Genomic DNA, 19,266 nt, shown 5'->3' with positions numbered 1-19,266 from the left:
CCGGCGGGCGACTGTGGTACTAATTAATGTAAATTTCTTGAGTTGGAATTTAATGACCCAACAAAAAACTCAAATTTTATTTTGGCTTAAGCCCATTGAGGTTTTGATATGACTTTCCATAAGCTGCGCAATTGCACTAATCACTGGTACAACCACCGAGTTCCCAAACTGTTTATAAGCTCTCGTATCAGATACAGGGATGATTAAATTATCACTATAACCCATTAATCGTGCGCATTCGCGAGGCGTTAAACGTCGTGGATTTTTGTTGTAGCCGCGATCTACCAATATCTCAGAACCATCCTTGTAGTATCGTGCTGATAGTGTGCGTGCTGTCATACAGGGCGTGACTTTACCAAAGCCGAATCCGTTACCTGCGTCTTTGTGTTTTTGAGCATAACTTTGCAAGTATTCCCACAGTCTATCGGACAGTGTGTAACGATCACTTACTAAAGCTTTATCGCCTTCCGTATACGGACTTTCAGGTGTCTCTGAACCATCTTCAGGGTGTAAAATGTCAGCCATAGTTTTACTGTTAGGCGCAGGCGGTGTAAAACGATCGAATGAGAAATCGGTGTCATCTCTAAAGCCCACAATGAATATACGCTCACGATGCTGCGGTACAAAACCTTTAGCGTCTATAATGCGTACATCAATGTGATACCCAAGCTTTTTCTCCAATGTGTGTTGAATCACCTTAAATGTCTTACCTTTATCATGGCTTTTTAAGCTTTTTACATTTTCCAAAAGGAATGCATGCGGCCTTTTACTTGCAATAATACGTTCAACATCAAAAAACAAGGTGCCTTGTGTATCACATTCAAAACCGTGTGATCGGCCAAGAGAGTTCTTTTTAGAAACGCCTGCAATCGAAAATGGTTGACAAGGAAAACCGGCCAACAAGACATCATGATCAGGAATATTGTCAGTGTGGATCTGAGTGATATCACCAGCAATCTGATGCGCGTCATTTGAAAAGTTGGCTTTGTAGGTTTTTTGTGCATACTCATCCCATTCGGATGTAAACACACATTGTCCTCCGATGGATTCAAACCCACGACGAATGCCACCAATACCAGCAAAAAGATCAATAAAGCGAAACCAACGCTTTTCAGCTAGCGGTTCAATAGAGGGTGAGCGGGACAAAAGACCTAAAGCTGCATTAAGTACCAAGTCAGGTTTTGGACTCTCCCCTAATTCATACTTTTTGAGGGTTTTTAAGCAAATATCAAGTTCTGACGCAACATGATCACGTCCATATAAAGCGATGGCTTTGCTCAAGGCAATTTTGGAGTCCATTGACAAAAATCCTAATTCTGGGAATATTTTAATGAAAAATTTTCCTATAAATGTCCCTTTTTTACAAGTAGAACTAAAAAATTTGAAATAAAAAATCAATTTATAGATAAATTCATGGCTCTGCCGCCAGTCAATCACGGGTACCAAGCGCTAGAATACAAAACAAAATACTAGAGACTAGCAAGCCAAAGCCTTATGCATATAAAGGGGATTCAACATAATCAAAATCTAAAGATGAGATTAAATCGGATAACCAAATTAAAGTTTCAGGGGCTTTTTTGGGTTTTAAAGCGCATTCCCATATAACAATAACTCTCCATCCATCAGAGATTAACGTTTCTCTAACATCGATATCTCGTTGAATATTGTTTTTGAATTTTTGAAGCCAGAATTCTTTTCTGGTTTGAGGAGTTGAGGCATATTTGCAATTTTCGTGACGATGCCAATAGCAACCATGAATAAAAATACAAATTTTGTACTTGGGTAATACCAAGTCTGGGTGTCCTTGCAATTTTGAAGAATGAAGCCTAAATCGGAATCCATTATGATGCAGGTATTTTCTTACCACCATTTCTGGCTTTGTATCCTTGCTGCGAATATGACTCATCATTTTAGAGCGCGTTTTTGCATCAACTATATCCATAAAATGTACTCCGGGAATCAACAAGGTGTCATGATCAAATGACAATTAAAAATCAATTTATTCCGAATAACATCACAAAAATAGAGTTTATTTCTACATTGGATTGCTAATCACCCCTTATATTAAAGGCAAAGCGTGCTAAAAATAGCACCCCAGATTTTTTCAAACATATATCACCTTAATGAAAGCAGGTAGCAATCACCTGCCCTTTATGCTGTTTTTTCATTAAGGAATCCCCATGTCTGAATCATTCGCTATGCCACCTTCAGCTGGCATGAGTCACTCCATTGTCTTGTGCCCTCAATGCAGCTCACCCAAAATCCAACTCAAGCAAACTGGTAAAAAGCTTGGTGGTGCGTTAGGCACACTTGCTGGAATGCTTGGTGCCTTATCCTGCACCAGCAAAGGGGCCACCGTGGGTGCTGTCGTGGCACTGCGTACACTTACCCCAACTAACCCCTTGAACAGCATTACCGCTGCCGTGCTGGGAGCTTTAGCTGGTGGTGCAGTCGGTTGCACCACGGGCGCTACCCTTGGCCATCTCATCGATGAAACTGTACTCAACAATTACTTATGCCTTCACTGCGGGCATGCTTTTCCCAACCAATAATTACCTTTCTCAGGAGAACGATCATGGCTCATCATGTTGAACAAATGGCCTACATTGGCCAAACACCCTGGCATGGGTTAGGTAACCCGCTATCTGCCAACCAGCCGCTTGATATCTGGCAGCGGCAAGCTGGTATGGATTGGGAAATCAAAGCTTCTCCGGTGCAATTCACCGATGAGGACAACGACACACCTGGTCTCTTGCTTCCCTTTCCTCAGAATAAAGTGCTGTACCGCTCTGACACGCTGGCGCCTTTATCGGTGGTCAGTCAACGCTATCAGGTGGTGCAACCGCGTGAGATTCTGGAGTTTTATCGGGATTTGACTGAGGTTTCAGGTTTTCAGCTTGAAACGGCAGGTGTATTAAAAGGAGGCAAAAAAGTATGGGCCCTGGCCCGTACCGGACTGTCCACCACGTTACAAGCCAACGATACCACCAATGCTTACGTCTTGCTGGCAACGGCTTGTGATGGCTCTTTGGCAACGACAGCACAGTTTACGGCTGTTCGCGTGGTCTGCGATAACACTTTGGCCATTGCGCTGGATGATAACAAGGGTGCCGTCAAAGTACCGCATAGCACTACGTTCAATGCAGACGTGGTTAAACGTCAATTGGGCATTTCAGTGTCCAACTGGGATACGTTCATGTATCGCATGAAGCAGCTCAGTCAACGACGGGTTAAACATGCAGAGGCTGAAGCATTTTTCAGAACGCTATTTACCAATACGCAGTCACGTCCTTCAGCTAAACCCAATGAGCAATCCATGACAAAGACTTTGCGTCTTTATAACGGACATGGCCGTGGTGCAGAGTTGGGAAGTGCTCAGGGAACCGCGTTGGGCTTACTCAATGCGGTGACTGAGTTTGTCGACCATGAGCGTCGTGCCCGTAATACTGATTACCGGCTAGATTCCGCCTGGTTTGGTCAAGGTGCAATTCTTAAACAAAAAGCGCTGGATGACACATTGTCAATGCTGGCATGAAATCAATTTTCTTTTACCACTACGGCATAAAGCCCGGCGATGTCATGTTGCCGGGCTTTATGCTTTTTATGGAGCAAAATCATGAATAACGCTGTTCAAATACAACCCGAGGCTGTTGCACTTCGCCCAGCTTTACGTCTGGTTAAAACAAATAAGCTTTCACGAGATGAATGGTTGGAAGTCCGTAAGCACGGTATTGGTAGCTCAGACGCTGCCGCTGCAGTCGGTTTGAACCCCTATAAAAGCCAGCTTGAACTTTGGATGGAAAAAACAGGCAGGGATACTGATCTACCCAAACCAGATCCACACGATAGCAGTGCCCCCGTTTATTGGGGAACATTGCTTGAACCGATTGTGGCCACTTCCTATACCCAACAAACCGGTCGCAAGGTACGAAAGGTCAACGCTGTTTTACAGCATCCTGATAAACCCTGGATGCTGGCTAATATTGACCGTGAGGTTGTGGGCTCCAGTGAGGTGCAGATTCTGGAGTGTAAAACCGCTGGAGAATTTGGTGCACGTCTTTGGAAAGAAGGGGTGCCTGAATACATTCAGCTGCAAGTGCAGCACCAACTTGCTGTCACCGGTAAACAGGCAGCGGATGTTGCTGTGCTGTTATGTGGTCAACAATTACAGATTTATCGTATTCAACGGGATGAACAGCTCATTGAAAAGCTGATGACTTTGCAAGCGCATTTTTGGCATTACGTCACGCATGACATTCCGCCACCAGCGGATGGCACAAGCTCTGCCGCGAGCGCCTTGCAATATCTGTACCCACAAGACTCTGGGAAACAGATTGATTTCAGTCTGGATACTCAAATGTCAACGATATTTACGGATTTGAAAGAAGTTCGGTTTCAGCTCGATAAATACAAGCAGATGGAGGAAGGGTTTAAGCAACAAATCCAGCAATCCATGGGGGATGCCAGTAAAGCCATTTTTGAAACCGGCTCTGTTTCCTGGAAGCGCAGTAAAGACAGTATTGCCTTGGATACCAAAAAATTACTGGCAGACCATCCTGAGCTACTGGATCAATACAACATCACCCGAGCAGGTAGCCGCCGCTTTTTAATTAGTTAAAAAGCGGCAAATCGAGTTCTTGCTACTAAATCTTATTTTATTGCCCATTCGTGCCGTCTTTCATGACGGCACTTTTATTTTGAGGAAACAAAACAATGCGTTATCACAAATTGAAAGCAGGCGTCGAGCCAGGCACCTATGTCATGGAATCAAGCCTGATGACCGAACAGGACATTTTGACGATGGCCAACCAGTTAGCCAAGAGGCGCTTAAGTAAAGGTCGTCGTTTAAGCAATCCCTTAGAGGTCAAGGCTCATTTAATGACGTTATTTCAACACTGCGAGCATGAAATATTCTCTATTCTGCTGTTGGACAACCAGCATAGGATCATTGGTTTGCATGAGTTATTCCACGGCACCATCAACACAGCCATGGTATATCCTCGTGAGGTTGTCAAGCTGACGTTAAAACACAATGCGGCTGCCGTCATTCTGATTCATAACCATCCATCAGGTAATCCTGAACCCAGTAGAGCAGACATTGCCATTACCAAACAACTAAAGAAAACCCTTGATTTGGTCACGGTAAACGTGATTGATCACATTGTTGTCGGCGCTGAGGAATGCACCTCATTGGCGGAAAAGGGATTGATATAAGCACGAGCGATTAAATCTTGTCTTTATATATTTATTTTCTGGCAATGAGGGCATTGCTATCAACTTTTAGGATACTCAAATGATTAAAGGACTTTCCATTACCCCTCCTGTGCTGGGGCGTATTTCCATTGGGCGCATGGTAGAACGTAACGGCAAACGATTACCGGACAAAGATGATCAATTTACAATTACCACGCAAATCCAAACCCGCGAAGGATGGATGCTGCACCCCTTGGATGAACACTTACGTAAAAACAGTCCCAATGGCAAACTTCGCTCCATCCCGGTTAGCTTGTTATTCAACGACCCGGATTTAAACCTTCGAGCGGAATACTCTTTGTTCGATCGGATTACGGGCCGTCCCATGTGTGTCGGTAACGGCGAGACATGCCGTCGTGTAACCACAGCTGGGATGCAAACATTACCGTGCCCTGGCATTGATGGTTGCGAGATGGCCAAGGGAGGCGCCTGCAAGCCCTATGGGCGCTTGAATGTGAAGATTGGCAGTGATGACGAATTGGGTACATTTATATTTCGCACCACGGGATATAACAGCATCCGAACACTTGCTGCTCGCCTGCATTACTTTAAGGCAATTTCAGGTGATCTGCTGGCTTGCCTGCCTTTGGAACTTCGCATCAGAGGAAAAAGCACAACACTATCACGTGGTACGCCCATTTATTACGTGGATTTAACCCTGCGAGAAGGCATGACACTGGAAGAAGCATTCACTCAGGCTCAGCAAACGCATGCATACCGTCAATCCCTTTCATTCAACCAACATGCCTTGGATGCTGTTGCACGTGCAAACTTGAGTAATGGGGCGTTTGAAGAAGATCCAGATGAAGCTCAGGCCGTTATCGACGAGTTTTATCCGGATGCTGTGGCTAAAAGCCCAGACGTAACCGAAAAAGCCTCTTTGAACGATAAATTGGAAAAACTATCCGCGAAGACCACAGCTGTATTGAATTGACTATTTATTATTAATCCAGCTTTTGATTTTTTATGGAGGTTAACTTGATTAAGAATACCTTGGCCCTAATCGGCCTAACCGTACTCACCTATAAGGCTTATCAGCATTATTTGAATTATCAGCACCTTGTCGCTGAAAACAAATGCTTACGACAACGTTGGAAGGAAGCCATGGAAAAAAAGCAGCGTTGAATTTAACCTCATCCCAACAACTGCTCCGCTCAATCCATTCGAGAAGCTTGGATACGCGCCTGTATCCAAGCCTCAACCTCACTTTTCAACCATCGTGAACTGCGTCCAAATTTGATTGGCTTAGGGAACTGACCATCTTGAATCAGTTTATAGAACCATTTGTCACTTAATCCTGTTAAACGGGTAATAAATGCCATATCCACAAATTGATCGTCAAGCAGTGGTAAAGGATGAGGATGGCATGAAATGTTGGAAAATTGGTTTGCTATAGATGGTGCAGACATGCTGTTCTCCTGTCTTGTTGAAAGGCAGAAGCGGTATCAGGCACCCATTGCTTGATCCGTCTTCTATAGCATTCACCAACCGAATAAAAATTACTTATTTAACGCTACAACCAAACGATCGCTCCCCATCACCATATTGTTTCGTTGCCTCCTTGGCCAAATAATTGGCTCTTACCCAAAACCGATAAAGTTGATACTGATAATCCAGCTTGTTAACATCAATGTAAATGGTCCCATTCTTTGGAAAATGAACAAGCTGCTGATAAGCTGGAAAAGGCAAATTCAAAGCACTGCACCACGCCTGACGTATCAGGGCAGATAAATTTCCAGCCTCTAGGGAGAAATCACCTAAAGAGTGATAGACATCCTTATTTAGAAAAATAAGCACATGAAAATGCTTTTTTCTATTAATAGGACCAAACTCACGAACCCATACATACCTCAACTGGCAAGATAATTTTTTTTGCCAATTTTTCTCTTTCTTAAGTAAGTCATAATGTATTTTTGATTTTAAAGACTCAAAAAATCGGGTCATGGGTGATAGTGATGTTGTTGTATTTTCCTTTTCTGAACTTTCTTGTTCTACATTTTCATTTTCTGTGTTTTCCTCAGGCAATCTAAGGTCTACACGTACGACCATTGTTCGTGGATGAATCAACAAAGAATTGCTCAGTGTCGTATTTATTCTGCTTTGATACAGTGAATTTAAGAAATATTGATTACTCGTCATTTTTAACTTCGTGTGTTGATAATTCATACAGAGTTATGTGATAGATATTTTTTTATTTTTCGAGTAATAGGTGGTTTTTAATAATTCAACTACATTCCATCAACTCTTGGATGTTTCAATGACTTGTATCCATTTCTTTGTCATGCTTGGCATTATTCTTATCCTCTTCTTTATTATTATACTTATCATCTTATTTTATATATTTATCTTTATCTTAACATTCTTATACTAATTCTTATACTAATTCTTATACTACTAAACCGACGAATCTCACCAAAGAAAATACAAGGCCTAGCTCCGGATGCATTCATTCAAAGATGCAGAAACCTTGGCTTTATGGTTATCGCAGCAACTCCGATGTTAATGCTAATACATTCAAGAAACCACATCCAAATATCGGATAGCAGTAAATTCCCTATGAATATAAGAAATGGGGCATACTAATAAAATTCGACCCATGATTGATGGATTACCTGTTATCCAGCAATTAAGATCATGATTTTACCTTTTTCCTTATTACTGATACACTGTATCAACTAGTCTACACTGTAAAAAATATAATTTTCTAGTGGCTTTCCATATAAAAATATTTTAAAATATCGATATAGCTCATATATAGTTCCGATATAGTTCTCATAAATATACCATGCAGTTCAGATGTAGTTTATAGAATAGTTCTGATATAGTTCATTTTTTTATAGTATAAAACATACTAATCATTTTTTAATAAAAAATCTATTTAAGGATATTAAGAATATGGCAATAAATCCTAACGATGATCTGGCAAAATTATTTTCAAATTATAATGTAAACCGTAGGTTTGTGTTTTTTTTATGGATACTTTTAAAATACGAAAACATTAATGCTATCGAATTTGATTTTGAAATTCATTCCATCAGAAATAAATTGTTTGAATACATTAACAAAAATCAAATTGATTATAATATTCACATGTTTCCAAAACAATTCCTGCCTGATAATGAGTTTAATTGGATCGAAGAAAATGGCTATCAACCAGACTGGCTACTATTAGAGTTTATAAAGAATACTGGTATATCCATACAATTCATAAACCACCCAAATCCAAAGGATATACTAATTGGCTTGTTTGATATTTGGAATAAAAGTATACAAGATAAAAAAATAACCATAGAAAATTTGAAAAATTCTTGGGCTCAAAGACAAAGCTTTATTAAAAATTTTTATTGGTATAAAAGTTCAGGAAAAGAAAAACAAAAATGCCAAATTGCCTGGCAATGGTATCAACAGAATCATGAAATTCTGTTGGGACCAAATAAACTTTTTTCAAAACTGGATGATATTTTGTATTTTCTTGACAAAACTATTTTCAGTCCCACTGAAAAACTCTATCACCTTGAACAAATCAAGAAAAAATTTAAAGCGCTACAAACAAAAGAAAATCGCCAAGGAAAAAAACAAACTAACATTTCATTATCTGAAGAAAGTCGACAAAAATTAGAAGAGTTGGCTAAACAAGGAAGGATAACAAAAACGGAAGTAATTGAAATATTGATTAAAATGGCTTACAAAAATGGAATGCAAATATAGACCAAACATAAAATTATCCTAAAAAGGAAAAAAACCAAAACCAGATATTTTTTCCATTATCATTTTTGATCAAGAAAATTCTGAAAAAATCCAAATCTACATAAACTCAGATTGTAGCTATTTTGAAGTTAACTAGAAAATTACGAGAGTTACGGACATTTGTCAAAAACATGAAATTAATAAGTCGACTTATTATCAATGGAAATGCAAATACGACAAATTAAAAACGTTGTACTAAAAAGGATTATCCAAATACAAGCGAAATTAAATTACTGTTGATTTTTTTATTTTATCAATGATGTCCTTTACAACTGCATGTATTTTCGTATGTTCAATATCCTTGACGAAGGAGCTATGAAAACCTTGGATATAGTAATTGATACCTCACTGCCTGCCGCTAGAATGGTGAGAACCCTGAAGCAACTTAAGCAGCAAGAGATCTTCCTAAAATGCTTCGCGTGGATAATGGTAGTAAATGCATCGCTTGCCTTTACCCAGTGGCGTAAAGCACACGACATTGAGATTTGTTATATTGGAAGCTATTTGATCGTAGCTATCGTAAAAAAATCCTGAACTTGTTCTCGCCGTTAGCCTAGGTATGTTACCCCTGTTGGTCCCTGTATGTAAGTTCAATCAGGAACGACACCATGAACCATTGAGCAACTTACCACACAGTGTATTTAAACAACAGCAGTGTGCTAATTAACGGTTAGCTTACGCAAATTCAAATGATGGTACATTTGTTGGTATAAATTATCATTAAAAATAAAATTACTTATATATCAATAAGATATAAAAATGTTCGATTCCGGCCCCGGCACCAAATTCAAAAAAGCCGTTAAGTTCATAAAACTTAACGGCTTTTTCTATTACAGAAACAATTTTGGTACGACGCTTATTAAGCGTCGCGCACCCTCAACTCATAGCCTGTGCATATTGAATTTGAATCGGCATACGGCTTAAGCGTTTGTAAAGAATCTGCTCCCCCATGATTGGCCACCAGTCATACAAAAACATTTCCATTGGGCGCCACAGCGCAACCCAGCCGCCAATATCCATGCTTTCACGCAAGGTTGAGGAAATCGTATCATCACCAAGCAGTCTAGAGCCAAATAAAGCGGCAAAAAGCACAGCCAAGCCAATGATCAAGCTGATGACACCACGGCGAAGATGCAAGCGCAGCCTATGCCGCGCCTGTAGAGAAAGGCGGGCAAAATAAGCCCTGATGGCGTCACGCACTTGTTGATCATTCGATAAGTCTGATTCGGTTTCGTCCACATACAAAATCAAGGCCAGTGGGGCTCTAAAAGAAAACCCTCTGGCACTATCAACAATATGGTCAACCACACGCGCATGCAAGTCTTTACTTAGCAGCGGAGAGGGATCCATTGAATCAAACACCTTGTTCAAATCATGCAAATGAACTTCGATACGCTGGTATTCTTCAGGGATGTCATCGACATTGAGATCTTTATTATTCACTTTTTATTACTTCACTTGTAAAGTATAGGTTGAACACGATGCTATTCAACCAACATCAACGTGTCAACTACAATTGCATTACTTGAAATACTCACAGCCTCAACGCCTGACTCCATCCAAGAAAACGCTACCGTTAAATATCTTTGTTTTTCGAAGGCATAACCCTTGAACGCCGATAAGGCTGGTTTCATGTTAAAACAAAGTTATTTTTATACTTTTCCCCTGTTCGCAGGCGCTTACGTACCTTCTTCGTTCTAAAGATATCTATCGAGTTGCCATGTCACGTTTCTTAAAATATCCCCTCTTGCTTGCACTGCCATTTGCACTTGCCGCGTGCGGACAAACGTCTGTTGAATGCTCAAACCCGGAAGTCGCCAAGGTACTTGGGAACAATATTATTCAAAATATTGATACGCACATGTCGCTAGTTTCTTTACTAGGCGGTGTAGAGCCAAAGTCAGGTGAACTGGAAAGCATGCTGGCCGAGTTTAAGCCCACGTTAGTGGCAGTTGCTACCACGCAAAAAGATGAAACGATCAATAAAAGATCATGTCAAGCAATGATGACCTTTGAGTTTCCTGAAACTGTCTACGAAAAGGCGATGTCTGGCGTCAAGCATACGAATCTTATTAATTTTGATATTCAATTGGGGATAGTGCCAGACCTTGTGGCTGCAGCAAAAAATTTAGGCGTCGAACTAACCAGAACGTCAATCTCATCCCCCATTACCTATACCATCCAAACATCAGATGATGGCCGCAATTTCTATACTGAAGGGCAGACTTCAGGCGAACTGGGCCTGATGATATTAAGATTCGTAGGTGCAGCGCTGGCAGAGCAGCAAGCTATGAAAAAAGTAAACTAAACAGTTTTCAAGGGCTACCCTGACGCGATCAGGGCAGCAAGGACTTTACGGGAAATCCGCCATTGCTATTCAGCACGTCCAGTGATACAGTTATTTGATTATAAAAATTAAAAGTTGTCTCTACGGGTAAAAATCTTCAGCTGTCTAACAAACCATTTGGATGCACACACATCAGGAGGGTTTAAGCATGAGTCGTAGGAAACTTAAAGAACAGGTTTTTTTAGCGGGTGTAGGCTGTTCCCGCTTTGGAGACTTGCTCAACACACCAGAGTTAAAAGGAATCAGCATCCAGGAGCTGACTGCGAGGGCAGTCAAGGAAGCACTTGATGATGCTGGTATTTCGGGCCAGGATGTCGACGCGGTATTTGCCGGCAACGCCATGGTCCACAGTTCACAAGTACCGGGTACATACTCTCAACTATCAAAATGGACTGGCACTCAATTCAAGGCCGGTGTGCATTTTGAGGCGCAATGTTCAACCACCAATGTAGGCATGGCCATGGCGGCCATGGCTATTGCTTCGGGCACCTACGATACGGTTCTTGTATACGGGCTAGAAACAACCCGCACTAAAGTCAAGGATTTCAGCCCTTTCGAACGCGAACCCATCTCACATCAACAAACATGGCTCTGGACCGATATGGCCGTTAACCAGGCATATGGTGTGCCACAAGGTTACGATATTTTTTCAGTTTATAACGGTCTGGTTGCCTTGGGCTATTGCCGGAAGTACGGTCTTTCAATCGAAGATTTTGACCGGGGGATGTTTGAGTTGTGCCGAACGCGCAGGCTACACGGCTCGATGAATCCAAAGGCAAATATCCAGGAAACACTGGAAGATTGCGCCAAACGAAAGGGTTTTTCGGATACCTATGATTTTTGGCGCTCGGATGAACACAATCCCTTTGTTTCCTGGCCATCCCGGTTGCTAAGCCTTGTCACAACAGCCGATGGCGCATCTGCGATGGTCCTGACTCGCGCCAGCCTCGCAAAAAACAATCGATCCAAACCGGTAGAGTTAAAGGGTTTTGGAATCAGTTACAGCGATCTGCCCTGGTACGGTGAAGACCCCACCTATTGGGAATTTGACAAGCGGGCAGCAGACCACGCCATGGAGATGTCAGGTATCACCGCCAAAGACATCAATTACCTGCACACACACGACTGTTCGCATATTTCAAGTATTTGCACGGCCGAAACCCTTGGCTATCTGGACCCAGGAAAAGGATTGTCCGCAGCCAGAGAGGGACGCCTGCGATTTGATGGCGACCGCCCCATGTCCACACACGGGGGCCGCCATGCATTCGGCCATGCCTGGGGCGCCAGTGCCGGCTCAGATACCTATGAGGCCGTATTGCAAATGAGAGGCCTTGCGGGCGCAAGGCAACTGCACAAGCCACCTGAAATATCCGTTATCCACACTCACGGCTACGCCATGATCGGCACGGTTATCGTTTTGGGAGGAGTCTGAAATGACTGACACAATTGAACAACCAAACCTGATTCGCTGGTACTACGAGGGACTTAAGCAAGGCATCTACCGAGCAATGAAATGCAATACTTGCCAAGGTTTAACCTTCCCGCCAACAGGATGCTGTGAGCATTGTGGCAATTGGGCTGTCGAAGGCATGGAATTAAGTGGCGATGCCACCTTGCTTTATGCCACGCATAATCTCTCGCCGGCTTGTCACCCACGGTTTGACAAAATAGCGCCCTATGTCTATGGGCATTTACAACTTCGGGAAGGACCTATCGTTCAGGCAATAATATTGGGTGTGGAGCCAACCCCCAAAGCGTTGCATGACCTATTCAATCGCGGACCGGTTCCCGCCAAGGCAGAAACCATCCAAATGGAAGACTTAACCATACTTGGCTTCCGTATAAAACCGTAATTTCCATCACCATAAGCCCTACACGCAAACAATATGGCCCGGGACTTTCAGGATGAATGCAATGCTGAAAGTCACGGGCCATTTGCGTTTCCCATCAATATTACAAATCTCCTTTTGTTTGCGTTTAATCAAATAATATTTGTTGATTTTTTGCCAATCCCCTACAATCAGAAATACGTTACTTTTATTTTCAAAACAACCCTAAAGGAAACAAAATTGAAAGCATGGCATTTATTGGCAGTGGCAGCAGTAGCGTATATTCCAACCATCGCTTCGGCAGCAAAAGTAGAATTTGTGAACAAATCCTCTTGGGAAATCCACGAGATTTACTTCTCTCCGGCAAGCCAAAAAAGTTGGGGAGAAGACTATCTGGGCGATGAAGTGCTTGAAAAAGGAGACTCCCTAACCCTGTCTGACGTAAGCGAAGGCGATTGGGATGTTCTAGTGGTAGATGAAGATGGGGACAAATGTGAAATTACTGACGTGACGATCGACAGTTCCGATCGCTGGGTCATTACCGACGACGATTTGCTGGCCTGTCAGGCAAACAGCTAAACCCACAATCCAATAAAAATAAAAAACCATTTTTCCGTTGAAAAATGGTTTTTTATTTGCAGATTCTGAAACAGCCATGCTAGCCACACCAATCCTGGTAACGCGCAGCGGGCGCAAAAGTCGGACTAAACGCACATAACAATACTCGCCTTTGGCTGTTGCGCCTTCATGCTCTGCCCAGACATCTGCAGTGAAGCTCAGGTTTTGTATCTTAGCCATTTGGATTGCCTCCAACTTGCCCTCATAGCAATAAAATACATCTAAATCAATGTAAATTATTAAATATATCCAATATCTATCTGATATATTTAGGTAATTTCAAGCTCATCCAACCTTTCCAGCCATGGAAAGAAAATTCATCATCATGCCATGCATGCATTCTGAATCCAAACTCGTCCATGAAAAAGCTCTGTTGCTGTTTACTGAACTGGATTATGAATACACCCTTGATTTTGAAATTAGTCATAAAGACCAGATCGACCGATTTAGCTGTTACCTAACCCGCAATCACATTCTGGGACGCCAGTCTACAGAAGAAGAACAGGCCTTTCTGCAAAGGCAGGCTCTAGGATATATGTGAAGAAATCATCGCATACGTTGCAAAAAAAAAGTGAGGCCATATTATGCTTTGTTGTAATTGTCATGATTCTGCCTGCGGTAGCGGCATCCATCCAACAGGAACTCGAACAAATTTTGTTGTGGCATTTAGAGTTCAGCCAAAATACGCCTGCTATCATTGATAAAGTGCTCGAAAAATCCTGCGCAGGCCACAATCCGATCAGGGCGAATAAGCAGCCATTGCCCACTGTAGTGCTTAAACAGCGGGTCATAACGGTCATCAAGTACATTGGCTTGTTGGATATCTTTGTGATGCATTAGGGAGGGAGGGCCAAGTTTGTTAAGAATAATACAGCAAGCGTCTAGTTCCTGTGCCAGTTCAATAATAGGAGCGAACTGGTCTTGATGAACTGAAATTCCAATCAGGGAAAATTGATCACCAATTAGATCATCAAGCAACAGGCTTTCACCTTGAACTGAAACGAGTGGATTAGGGTTTACTCGACCAATCATTTCTCCTTTCTTTCCTTTTTCAGTGCCTTCTTGTATCAGGCGTGACCGTAGAAAAGGTTTGGGAATATATTTCATTTCACGTATATAACGAGTAGCCGGTGGCACTAATTTAAGCAAACCAAAGAACAGATCACGTAGTAATGACATGGGAATGGATTGCACCATTTGCAATTTTCCATTAGTTGTTGCCATTTTAATGGTTTTCAGCACCGCCTCCCAGCGCTCTGTCTGGTAGGTATCTAATAAGCTGGGGTTTGTCCCGTATTTGATTACTCTTGCCAGTTTCCAGCCCAGGTTATTAGCATCGCGGGCGCCACTATTCATGCCCTGTGAACCAAAAATTGGCATAAGGTGAGCGGCATCTCCAACCAGAAAGACTTTGCCAACACTTAACGTAGGTACGATTCGTGCACGGAAAGTATGAACGACTTTACGGATAATTTTCAGGTCGTCATATTTGCGCCAAGGTTTAAATAAGCGGCGGAGTGTGTCATCATTCAGCTGTTCTTCAGTAGCTTCATTTTTTTGTAATGAAAACTCAAAACGGCGGCCATTTGGAGCAGGCATACTGAAAAAATTACGGCGCCAGCCCATTTTAGTGAGCGCCCTTGGACTGGGATCAATGTCATCAATGACATCAATAACAATATGTCGCACATCGAATTTGTCAACTTCGTTGAGCGGCAATCCCAACTGTTTTCGACAAATGCTATGAGCACCATCGGCACCTACCAGATACTGTGCATGATGCCTGACTTCCATGTCATTACTTTGTTTGGCAACCACAATCACACCATCTTGCTCATCGGATATTGAAAGTACTTTCTGATCAAATAAAAAAGTGACGTAATTAGAGGCAAACGCTGCATCATAAAGAATTTTTTCAAATTCAGGCTGGAATATGGCTGCCCGATTGGGGAAGTTGTGTTCAGTGATCCTGCCTTCGACAAAACCCAGACTTAACCCCAAAGGTGAAACATAATCGTAGGAAATAGGGTATTTTGCATGCTGTTTTAATTGCTCGCCCATACCCAAGGTGTGCAGTAATCTGAAAAACTCATCATCAATGTTCAGTGCTTTTGGAAAATGAGATAATCCAGAGTCCTGTTCCAGTACAAGTGTTCTGACTTTGGCTTTCCCCAGAATATTGGCCAGCGTTAATCCCGCAGGACCGGTTCCTACAATAATTACTTCGTATTTCATGTTATTCACTACTAAAAACCCTTCTTGATTTTTTTATAATGTATCTGTGACATGCAAAGGAAAATCCTCGCGATGCGCCCATTCTGACAACGAAGCGTCATAAAGCTTTACATTGTTCTGGTTGAATAATGCAAGCGCAAACACAATCAGAGATGCAGAAATGCCACCACCACAATAGGCAATGATTTCATTATTTTTTTCCAGTAGCTGATGATAGTTCAGAATTTTTGCAATGGCTTCCGGTTTTAAAAACAATCCCGTATCCTTATCAATCAAGCTTGCCGCAGGTACATTGATACTGCCCGGGATATGACCAGGTCGTCCACCGTGTACGCTGTTGATTCCGGTGAATTTATCGTTGGGTAGCGCATTAATCAGAGTAAGTCCCGGTTCTCCCAATCTTTGCTTCAGCGTATCGCCATCAATAGCCAGTTGCCGGGGTGAAGTAATGGTGATATTGCCTTTCGCACGTTTAGAAGGAGAACCTTGCTCAACAGGCAACCCTAATTGTTGCCAATAACGCAGGCCGCCATTAAGAACATAGGCATTATCTAATCCAAAGTGCCTGAACATCCACCATATACGGGTCGCCCACCACGGATTTCCTGAACTGTAAATCACTACTATACTGTTTTGATTAATGCCGAATTGCCTTAGGACCTGTTCAAATTGATCAGTATTCGGAAGCATGAAATTGAAGGGGCTGCTTTGATCCGAGAGTACACCTTGCAGATCCAGAAATTGTGCTGTCGGGATGTGGTTAGCCTGAAAAACATCCCATTCTGGAACGATTTTTTCTTCATGATTCTCATTAGCAACAATATTGGTTGTACTATCCAGTATGAGCAGATTTTCTTGATGCAGGTTATTGGCTAGCCAATCAGCCTCTACAAAACCGAAGGTAGGTGGGCGCAATGAATTTGTCATCATATAAAAATTTTCTGTCTTGTCGCTTATTTGGAAAAAAAATTATTCAGATGCTCTTCGCTGGGCTCTGTCCGGATCAGGCCAAGTTCCTTCATATTGTTGGCCAGTATTGCGGCCTCTTTGGGATAGAGTTCAGCATCTAGTACAACGCGTTTGACACCAATTTCCACAATTGCTTTTGGAAAATCCTGTGATTTCGTCATGAGTTCGATCCACTGTTCGGGTTGCTCTTTGAAATTACTTGTTGATTTTTTGACTGAAGCGACAATGTCTGTAATGATGTCCGTATTTTTACTGACGAAATCGACATTGGCAGCAATACCATTGTTTAGACCTTTAAAAGAGTTTTCAGCCAGATTGGTATTTGGGTAATAAGCATAGCCATTGCTTACTGCAGTTGCTCCAAACGGTTCGAATACTGCTGAGCAATCAGTTGTTCCGTCTTTCAGTGCTTGCAGAACTGGGGGTCCGGCAACAGCAAAATTTATTTTTTTAACATCAGCGGGATTCTGCTTGTGGGATTGAAGCGCATCGTCTAGAAATATCTCGGGAAAGCCTGCGACAATGCCAATGTTTTTGCCTTTCAGATCTGCCCAGTTATCTACTTTGATGCTGTTATTGCAAACCAGATTGATGGCACCACGTGCTAGTCCGGAAATGAATTTGAATTTGGGCTCGATGTTTTTCGCAGCTTCCGTAATCAGGTTGGCGTAGCCAAGAGAAGAAACATCCAGATCGCCACGGCTCAATGCAATTGCTGCATCCGCATAACGCTGGAATTTGATGTATTCAAATTCGTATTTGTCAGCTAGATCCTGTTTCAGGTTAAGTACTGCTGCATCATGCAGTTGAGAAAAATAACCTACTCGGACTTTGGTTTTTTCCTGTGCCTGTATGTAAGTGCCGAACAAGGCAATATTTAAAGCTAATGCGCCAAGCGCAATTTTTTTATGCAGGGTCATGATGGTTTATCCTTGACTTAGAAGCCGAGATGGCTAAGAGAAATAGATTTGAGACGATTGAACTCAGGGTCGGTTACTTTACGTGGATGAGCCAAATTAACTGGAATCTCAACCGCAACTCGGGCAGGACGTTTGCTAAAAACCAGTACTCGATTGCCAAGAAAAATAGCCTCATCAACGCTGTGCGTAATTAGCAGGATGGTGATTTTGGTTGCATTCCATATCTCAATGAGTTTTTGCTGCATTTGTAGACGAGTCATGGCATCCAAAGCTGCGAAAGGTTCGTCCATCAGTAATATCCGGCTGTCGGTAACGAGTACCCGTGCAATGGAAACTAATTGGCGCATGCCGCCTGAAAGTTGATGTGGCCATTTGAGTGCAAAATCCTGTAGCCCTACCAAAGCAAGCGCTGCTTTGATTTTTTCTTCTTTATGATGAATGCTCAGTTTGGTGTTTTTTAAACCAAATCCGACATTGTCATGGATGTTCAGCCAGGGAAAAAGAGCGGAGGTGTCCTGAAAGACAACGCCCTGAAGTCTGGAGGGGCCTTTTATCGGCTCATCGTTCAGAGTCACAGAACCTGTCGTAGGTGCCTCAAATCCTGCCAGAATGTTTAATAGTGAACTTTTCCCGCAGCCAGATGGCCCCAGAATGCTCAGGAACTCACCGGCCTTGATTTGTAGATTAAGATTATCAATGGCAGTGACATCACCTGTATTGTCCTTATATACTTTGCTGAGATTTCTGACTGAAATCTCGGCTGCAACATGGGCATTTTCGCTAGAAATAATAGATTGCATAATGATTATTTTGTTGTTTCCACGTTCCAGAACAAGTATTTCCTCACGACCAGCAATAGAGCCAGATCGGAAAGATATCCAAATAGACCAATTGTTACCATGGCGGCAACTACCACATCCATACGGTTGTAGTAGTATGCGTCCCAAAGTTCATAACCTAGGCCTGATTTGACCGCTACCATTTCTGAAATAACAACCAGCATCCATGCAAGTCCCATGGCAATTCTGGCCCCGACAAGTAAGGATGGCAGGGCAGCGGGCAATACTATACGCCATAGAATTTGTATAGGCGTGGCATCAAGCATCTGAGCACTACGCAGATGCAGTTTAGAAACATGACGAGCGCCAGCAGTTGCGTTAAGAACTATTGGAAAGAATGCGCCTACGGCCACTAGGGCAATTGCTGCAGAGCTGCCAATTCCAAAAAAAATGAGACAAAAGGGAATCCAGGAAGCAGTGGGAATTGGACGTAGTAATTGGAGAATAGGGTCAAGCATATCAGTGGCAACTTTTGATCTACCAATAAGAATGCCAAGGGGAGTTCCAAT

The 19,266-nt window shown here is 42.4% G+C and carries 22 protein-coding genes; 12 read left to right on the top strand and 10 right to left on the bottom strand.

Annotated elements, in window-relative coordinates; translation table 11 throughout:
* Window positions 1–69: 69 nt before the first annotated feature.
* Window positions 70–1,437, bottom strand: coding sequence for a DNA (cytosine-5-)-methyltransferase (gene dcm / locus ACM5Q9_RS14000; RefSeq protein ID WP_418145354.1), 1,368 nt, complete (start codon window positions 1,435–1,437; stop codon window positions 70–72).
* Between the two features lie 55 nt (window positions 1,438–1,492).
* A complete protein-coding gene (locus ACM5Q9_RS13995) occupies window positions 1,493–1,942 on the bottom strand; it encodes a very short patch repair endonuclease (RefSeq protein WP_418145353.1) in 450 nt (149 codons plus the stop codon).
* Window positions 1,943–2,180: 238 nt separating this feature from the next.
* Here ACM5Q9_RS13995 and ACM5Q9_RS13990 point away from each other — a divergent pair, with 238 nt between their 5' ends.
* From ACM5Q9_RS13990 to ACM5Q9_RS13970, 5 genes are all read left to right on the top strand, one after another.
* Window positions 2,181–2,552 (top strand): hypothetical protein, encoded by a 372-nt coding sequence (locus ACM5Q9_RS13990; protein ID WP_418145352.1) that lies wholly within the window; start codon window positions 2,181–2,183, stop codon window positions 2,550–2,552.
* Window positions 2,553–2,575: 23 nt separating this feature from the next.
* The gene (locus ACM5Q9_RS13985; RefSeq protein ID WP_418145351.1) at window positions 2,576–3,535 is read left to right on the top strand and encodes a DUF932 domain-containing protein; all 960 of its coding nucleotides are present in this window, start codon (window positions 2,576–2,578) and stop codon (window positions 3,533–3,535) included.
* A gap of 81 nt (window positions 3,536–3,616) precedes the next feature.
* Window positions 3,617–4,618 (top strand): YqaJ viral recombinase family protein, encoded by a 1,002-nt coding sequence (locus ACM5Q9_RS13980; RefSeq protein WP_418145350.1) that lies wholly within the window; start codon window positions 3,617–3,619, stop codon window positions 4,616–4,618.
* A 95-nt stretch (window positions 4,619–4,713) separates the two neighbouring features.
* Window positions 4,714–5,214 (top strand): RadC family protein, encoded by a 501-nt coding sequence (gene radC / locus ACM5Q9_RS13975; protein ID WP_418145349.1) that lies wholly within the window; start codon window positions 4,714–4,716, stop codon window positions 5,212–5,214.
* Between the two features lie 79 nt (window positions 5,215–5,293).
* A complete protein-coding gene (locus tag ACM5Q9_RS13970; protein ID WP_418145348.1) occupies window positions 5,294–6,187 on the top strand; it encodes a hydrolase or metal-binding protein in 894 nt (297 codons plus the stop codon).
* A 220-nt stretch (window positions 6,188–6,407) separates the two neighbouring features.
* Here the strand turns inward: ACM5Q9_RS13970 and ACM5Q9_RS13965 are convergent, their stop codons facing one another.
* The gene (locus ACM5Q9_RS13965) at window positions 6,408–6,662 is read right to left on the bottom strand and encodes a helix-turn-helix transcriptional regulator (RefSeq protein ID WP_418145347.1); all 255 of its coding nucleotides are present in this window, start codon (window positions 6,660–6,662) and stop codon (window positions 6,408–6,410) included.
* Window positions 6,663–6,756: 94 nt separating this feature from the next.
* Window positions 6,757–7,392 carry an inovirus Gp2 family protein gene (locus ACM5Q9_RS13960; protein ID WP_418145345.1) on the bottom strand — a complete coding sequence of 212 codons (636 nt, stop codon included), beginning with the start codon at window positions 7,390–7,392 and terminating at the stop codon, window positions 6,757–6,759.
* 756 nt (window positions 7,393–8,148) lie between these two features.
* On the opposite strand from ACM5Q9_RS13960, the gene ACM5Q9_RS13955 reads away from it, so the two are divergent.
* A complete protein-coding gene (locus ACM5Q9_RS13955) occupies window positions 8,149–8,961 on the top strand; it encodes a hypothetical protein (RefSeq protein ID WP_418145343.1) in 813 nt (270 codons plus the stop codon).
* Window positions 8,962–9,100: 139 nt separating this feature from the next.
* Entirely contained in the window at window positions 9,101–9,199 is a 99-nt protein-coding gene (locus ACM5Q9_RS13950; protein ID WP_418145361.1) for a transposase, read from the top strand.
* Between the two features lie 677 nt (window positions 9,200–9,876).
* On the opposite strand, the gene ACM5Q9_RS13945 is transcribed toward ACM5Q9_RS13950, so the two are convergent.
* Window positions 9,877–10,443, bottom strand: a complete 567-nt coding sequence (locus ACM5Q9_RS13945) for a hypothetical protein (protein ID WP_418145342.1) — start codon at window positions 10,441–10,443, stop codon at window positions 9,877–9,879.
* A gap of 277 nt (window positions 10,444–10,720) precedes the next feature.
* Here ACM5Q9_RS13945 and ACM5Q9_RS13940 point away from each other — a divergent pair, with 277 nt between their 5' ends.
* The 5 genes from ACM5Q9_RS13940 (at window position 10,721) to ACM5Q9_RS13920 (ending at window position 14,335) form a co-directional block, all read left to right on the top strand.
* Window positions 10,721–11,308, top strand: coding sequence for a hypothetical protein (locus ACM5Q9_RS13940; RefSeq protein WP_418145341.1), 588 nt, complete (start codon window positions 10,721–10,723; stop codon window positions 11,306–11,308).
* 187 nt (window positions 11,309–11,495) lie between these two features.
* Complete coding sequence (locus ACM5Q9_RS13935; RefSeq protein WP_418145340.1) at window positions 11,496–12,779, top strand: thiolase family protein; 1,284 nt, start codon at window positions 11,496–11,498, stop codon at window positions 12,777–12,779.
* A gap of 1 nt (window position 12,780) precedes the next feature.
* Window positions 12,781–13,200 carry a Zn-ribbon domain-containing OB-fold protein gene (locus tag ACM5Q9_RS13930; protein ID WP_418145339.1) on the top strand — a complete coding sequence of 140 codons (420 nt, stop codon included), beginning with the start codon at window positions 12,781–12,783 and terminating at the stop codon, window positions 13,198–13,200.
* Window positions 13,201–13,416: 216 nt separating this feature from the next.
* On the top strand, window positions 13,417–13,755 hold the full coding sequence (locus tag ACM5Q9_RS13925) for a hypothetical protein (RefSeq protein ID WP_418145338.1): 339 nt from the start codon (window positions 13,417–13,419) through the stop codon (window positions 13,753–13,755).
* 343 nt (window positions 13,756–14,098) lie between these two features.
* Window positions 14,099–14,335 (top strand): DUF924 family protein, encoded by a 237-nt coding sequence (locus ACM5Q9_RS13920; protein ID WP_418145336.1) that lies wholly within the window; start codon window positions 14,099–14,101, stop codon window positions 14,333–14,335.
* A 125-nt stretch (window positions 14,336–14,460) separates the two neighbouring features.
* Here the strand turns inward: ACM5Q9_RS13920 and ACM5Q9_RS13915 are convergent, their stop codons facing one another.
* The 5 genes from ACM5Q9_RS13915 to ACM5Q9_RS13895 all read right to left on the bottom strand — a co-directional run.
* On the bottom strand, window positions 14,461–16,029 hold the full coding sequence (locus ACM5Q9_RS13915; RefSeq protein WP_418145335.1) for an FAD-dependent monooxygenase: 1,569 nt from the start codon (window positions 16,027–16,029) through the stop codon (window positions 14,461–14,463).
* Window positions 16,030–16,062: 33 nt separating this feature from the next.
* Complete coding sequence (locus ACM5Q9_RS13910; RefSeq protein WP_418145334.1) at window positions 16,063–16,959, bottom strand: sulfurtransferase; 897 nt, start codon at window positions 16,957–16,959, stop codon at window positions 16,063–16,065.
* A gap of 23 nt (window positions 16,960–16,982) precedes the next feature.
* On the bottom strand, window positions 16,983–17,918 hold the full coding sequence (locus tag ACM5Q9_RS13905) for an ABC transporter substrate-binding protein (RefSeq protein ID WP_418145333.1): 936 nt from the start codon (window positions 17,916–17,918) through the stop codon (window positions 16,983–16,985).
* 17 nt (window positions 17,919–17,935) lie between these two features.
* Complete coding sequence (locus tag ACM5Q9_RS13900; protein ID WP_418145332.1) at window positions 17,936–18,718, bottom strand: ABC transporter ATP-binding protein; 783 nt, start codon at window positions 18,716–18,718, stop codon at window positions 17,936–17,938.
* Window positions 18,719–18,723: 5 nt separating this feature from the next.
* The coding region (locus ACM5Q9_RS13895) for an ABC transporter permease (RefSeq protein WP_418145331.1) at window positions 18,724–19,266 on the bottom strand (543 nt) is incomplete at its 5' end.

This window comes from Advenella sp. RU8, assembly GCF_048381675.1.
Taxonomy (GTDB): Bacteria; Pseudomonadota; Gammaproteobacteria; order Burkholderiales; family Burkholderiaceae_B; genus Advenella.
This window is presented reverse-complemented; position numbering and strand designations above follow the sequence as displayed.